General features: G+C 72.2%; 4 protein-coding genes. 1 reads left to right on the forward strand and 3 read right to left on the reverse strand.

Features of this window, described 5'->3' with window-relative positions; genetic code table 11:
• Positions 1–244: 244 nt before the first annotated feature.
• Complete coding sequence (locus CWC38_RS11030; RefSeq protein WP_121846774.1) at positions 245–1,006, reverse strand: isoprenyl transferase; 762 nt, start codon at positions 1,004–1,006, stop codon at positions 245–247.
• A gap of 132 nt (positions 1,007–1,138) precedes the next feature.
• Here CWC38_RS11030 and trhA point away from each other — a divergent pair, with 132 nt between their 5' ends.
• Positions 1,139–1,852: a PAQR family membrane homeostasis protein TrhA gene (trhA, locus tag CWC38_RS11035; protein ID WP_121846775.1), complete on the forward strand. Its 714-nt coding sequence runs from the start codon at positions 1,139–1,141 to the stop codon at positions 1,850–1,852.
• A gap of 32 nt (positions 1,853–1,884) precedes the next feature.
• Here trhA and CWC38_RS11040 read toward each other — a convergent pair whose 3' ends face one another.
• Both CWC38_RS11040 and CWC38_RS11045 read right to left on the reverse strand, forming a co-directional pair.
• Positions 1,885–3,942 carry a thioredoxin domain-containing protein gene (locus CWC38_RS11040; RefSeq protein ID WP_121846776.1) on the reverse strand — a complete coding sequence of 686 codons (2,058 nt, stop codon included), beginning with the start codon at positions 3,940–3,942 and terminating at the stop codon, positions 1,885–1,887.
• 90 nt (positions 3,943–4,032) lie between these two features.
• Positions 4,033–4,362: hypothetical protein (locus CWC38_RS11045; RefSeq protein ID WP_338067545.1), on the reverse strand; the 330-nt coding region annotated here is incomplete at its 5' end.

Raw genomic sequence — 4,362 nt, forward strand, 5'->3', positions numbered from 1 at the left:
AGCCAGGATGGTGTCGCGGCGCATGGAGACCTTTCCACGGGGGTGGTGGGCGACCGGCGCGGTGCCGGGTGGTCTCACGCTAGAGCGGGCGATGGAGGGGCGAACGCCCGGGCGGTGAATGCGGCGTGAACTTCCGCCTCGCCTGCCGCAGCCGGGGCAGCCCGGGGCCCACGTCCGTACGGGCGCGGGACCCCAAGATCCCCTGGCACGCCCGGCACCCGGACCCAGGGCGTCCGCGGTGGGCTCAGCCGCCGAAACGGCGTTGGCGCCGGGCGTAGTCCCGCAGTGCGCGCAGGAAGTCCACCCGTCGGAAGTCCGGCCACAGGGCCTCGCAGAAGTAGAACTCGCTGTAGGCGGACTGCCACATGAGGAATCCGGAGAGCCGCTGCTCCCCGGAGGTGCGGATCAGCAGGTCCGGGTCCGGCTGACCGCGCGTGTAGAGGTGCGCGGAGATGTCCTCCACGCTCAGCGCTGCCGCGGTCGCGCTGAGCGACTCCTCTCGTTGCTCGGCGTCCTCGAAGACCTCCCGGACGGCGTCCACGATCTCCTGGCGCCCGCCGTAGCCCACCGCGATGTTCAGGTGCGGCCCGGCGTTGGTCTCCGTGCGGCGAGCACTGCACTCGAGCTGCTCCTGCAGCGCCCGCGGCAGGGTGGACAGCGCTCCCACGGGCTGGATCCGGCAGATGCCCTCGTCCTGCAGCTCGCACATGAGGTTGGTGATGATGTCCAGCAGCGCGGTGAGCTCCTCCGCAGGCCTGTTGAGGTTCTCCGTGGAGAGGATGTAGAGCGTGACCACCTGGATGTGGAGCTCGTGGCACCAGCGCAGGAACTCCACGATCTTGCGGGCACCCGCCCGGTGGCCCTCCTCCGTGGTGGCGCCGAACTGCTTGGCCCAGCGCCGGTTGCCGTCCACGAGCACCCCCACGTGGTGCGGCAGCTCGTGAGATCCGAGGGTGCGCGCCAACCGGTGCTCGTAGAAGGAGTACAGCACACGGGGGAGCTTCACGGGGCACCCACACCCTGGGATCGACTCGGGCTGCTCGGATTCATACCCACTAAACTACCCGCAGGGAGGGGGCGATCCGGAAGCGGACCCCGCCCGCCACGGAGACAGTGATGGAAGGCAGTGGAATCCAGAATGAAAGACGACCGCGCGTCGAAGCCCTTCGCTCCCGGCCCGGTGACCGTGGTGCGCCACACCCGCAGGGGCCCGCTCACCGTGGAGAAGAAACCTGCGTGGCGCGGGTGGATCCACGCCGGGTTCAGCCCCTTCGCCACCGCCATGGGCGTGGTGGCCATCGTTCTCGCGCCCACCCTGCAGCTGCGGCTCGCGTGCCTCGTCTACACCATCACCGCCGTGATGCTGTTCGGCACCTCCGCGATCTACCACCGCTTCTACTGGAGCGCCCGGATGAACGCGGTGCTGCGACGCCTGGACCACTCCAACATCGCACTCATCATCGCGGGCACGTACACCCCGCTGGCCGTGAGCTTCCTCCCGGACGGGCGGGCAACCGGGCTGCTCGCGGTGATCTGGACGCTGGGCGCACTGCTGGTGGTCTTCCGCGTCTTCTGGCTGGGAGCCCCCCGCTGGCTCTACACGCCCCTGTACGTGGTCATGGGTTGCCTCGCCCTGCTGTACCTGCCGGCGTTCTTCGCGGTGAACGTCCCCGCAACCGTCATGCTGATCTGCGGCGGGGTGGCGTACATCGCGGGGGCGGTCTGCTACGCCACCAAGTGGCCGCGGCTGTGGCCCGCCACGTTCAGCTTCCACGAGGTGTTCCACGCGTGCACGATCGTGGGCTTCGTGTGCCACTACATCTCGATCATGCTGGCGATGTTCGCCTCGTGAGGCTCCCCCGCTGACGGATTGGCGCCGCGCGCTCAGCTCCGCAGCTGCGCCACCGAGTACACCGGCAGCTCGCACACACCGTTGCGGCAGCGCCACACCGTGAACCGCCCGTCCTGCGCCGGGGGCGCGCCGTAGGGTGCCGTGTCCGCGTCCAGGACCAGGCAGTCCAGCACCCGGTGCTTCCCCACTGCCTCCAGCACCTCGTGCCACTGCTGCGGCGTGGCGGCCACGACCTGCAGCAGCTCAGGGGGTTGCGCCTGCGCCAGCACGGCGGAGACCATGCCGCCCGCGGCCGTGGGCGCTTTGAGCACCACGCCGGTGGCCTGGCGGGTCACGGCGGCCACCACGTCGGTGGTGGGGCGTCCCGCGGTCTCGGGGCGGGAGAGGTCCGTGAGCCAGCGTGCGAGCACCGCGGCACCGGACGCGGCGACGTCGTCGAAGGGTTCCGCGCGGCCCGTGGCGCCTGCCGCCGCGAGCACCGGATCCACCCGCGCGGACTCCGCCACGGTGTCTCCCATCACGAACCGCTCCACCGCGGTCTCCGCGAGCGCGCGGCTGCGTTCGTACCAGACTGCCGCCCCGGTGGCGCGGTAGAGCCCGAGCAGCCCGGCTCCGAGGCGCGCGTAGTCCTCGAGCTGCCCCTCGTGCGGGTCCACGACGCCGCCGCGCGAGGTCCGCGCGAGCGTCCCCGTCGCGGGGTCCCGGTGCGTGGTCCACAGGAACCCGGCGGCCGCCTCGGCGAGCTCCGTCCACTCCGGGTGGTCGAGGAGCACACTCGCCTCGGAGAGCGCCGAGAGGGCCATCCCGTTCCACGCCGTGACGACCTTGTCGTCCCGGTGCGGGGCGGGACGAGTCAGACGCCGTTCCCACAGGGCACGGCGCACGGACTCGTCGAGGATCCCGGTGACGGAGCCGGCCTCACCCCACGAGGCCGTGACCGGGACGGGTGCCGAACCGGTGGCGTCCTGGACCGGGCGGGAGAACGTGTAGTACGCCCCCTCCCGCTCGGCCCGGGGCTCGTCGGGGCCGGGATCGCTGTCCGCGTCGAGGGACGCCGCGAACGCGTGCTCGGGCGTGACCATCTCCCGCTCCAGCCACGCGACGAGGGTGGTGGCCGCATGCCGATAGCGGGCCGCCCGCGCCGGATCGGTCCCCCGCTCCTCCAGCTCGTGCACCGTACGGGCGAGCACCCGCAGCAGCTGGGCGTTGTCGTACAGCATCTTCTCGTAGTGCGGCAGGGACCAGTCCGGGGTCACCGAGTAGCGGAAGAACCCGCCGCCCACGTGGTCCTGCAACGCTCCCACGACCACCGCGTCCAGCGTGGCGCACAGCAGCTCACGGGCCGCGCGGGAGTTCCCGGTGGAGCGGTCCCCCGGTGCGTCCGGCGCCGCAATCCGGGTGAGAGCGTCCAGCACCGGGGACGGCGGGAACTTGGCCCCGGTCCCGAAACCCTCGTGGGCGACGTCGCGGGCGACCTCCAGGCCGTTCAACCACGTCCCCACCAGCTCGGCCGTGGCGTCCGCGGTGACGGTGCCCGGCTCCGCGACGAGCGCGGGACCGGCGTCCGCCAGCATCCGGTCCACGAGCCCCGGGTGCCGGGACAGGGCTTCGGAGACCTGCCCCGCTCCGCGGACCACCTCGTCCCGCCGCTGCGTCCACGCCTCCGTGACGGCCGTCATGACTTGCAGGAAAGAGGGTCGCCCGTGCCCGGGCCGCGGTGGGTAGTAGGTCCCGGCGTGGAAGGCACCGCCGTCCGGGGTGAGGAACACGGTCATGGGCCAGCCGCCCTGCCCTGTGAGCAGCTGCGTGGCCGCCATGTACGTGGAGTCCACGTCCGGGCGCTGCTCGCGGTCCACCTTGACGCAGACGAAGTGCTCGTTCATGTAGGCCGCGGTGTCCGGGGCCTCGAAGGACTCGTGGGCCATCACGTGGCACCAGTGGCACGCGGCGTAGCCCACGGACAGCAGGACGGGCACGTCACGCTCCCCGGCCTGCTCGAAGGCCTCGGGGCAGAACTCCCACCAGTCCACCGGGTTCTCGGCGTGCTGCAGCAGGTACGGACTCGTGGCGCGGGCCAGTCGGTTCGACATGACCCCACGCTCTCACGGCCCACCGACACGCACAGGCGGAACGCGGCCGCCGCCCCGGTGCCATGTGTGCCCCGGCGGGTCCTCCGGAGGCTAGTCCCCCGGGTGCGAGGACTCGCCGCCACTGCGGGGCGAGCGGGCGGCGTCGTCCGGGGAGGCGGGTGCGACGCCGCTCGGGGGCCGGTCCGCGGCGGCCTGCTCCTCCGCCGCGCGCTGCTCCGCGTACTGGGCGCGGTAGCGCAGGCGGCGGTTGCGACGGTTGAAGTCGATCACGAGCAGGACCACCGCCGCGGTCAGCAGGAAGGTCATCAGGAGGCCGATCAGGCCCGGGGAGACCTGGCTCGGGTCCAGCCCGGGGCGAAGCGTGTTCTCCGGGCTCGGGGCGGGGGTGGCGGCGGTCAGGACGCTCAGCAGCGTGGGCAC

The organism is Kocuria tytonicola, assembly GCF_003687455.1.
GTDB classification, from domain to species: domain Bacteria; phylum Actinomycetota; class Actinomycetes; order Actinomycetales; family Micrococcaceae; genus Kocuria; species Kocuria tytonicola.

Coding starts and splice junctions, on each gene's coding strand:
- CWC38_RS11040 (WP_121846776.1), bottom strand. CDS start 3,942: ATGTCGAACCGACTGGCCCGCGCCACGAGTCCGTACCTGCTGCAGCAC.
- trhA (WP_121846775.1), top strand. CDS start 1,139: ATGAAAGACGACCGCGCGTCGAAGCCCTTCGCTCCCGGCCCGGTGACC.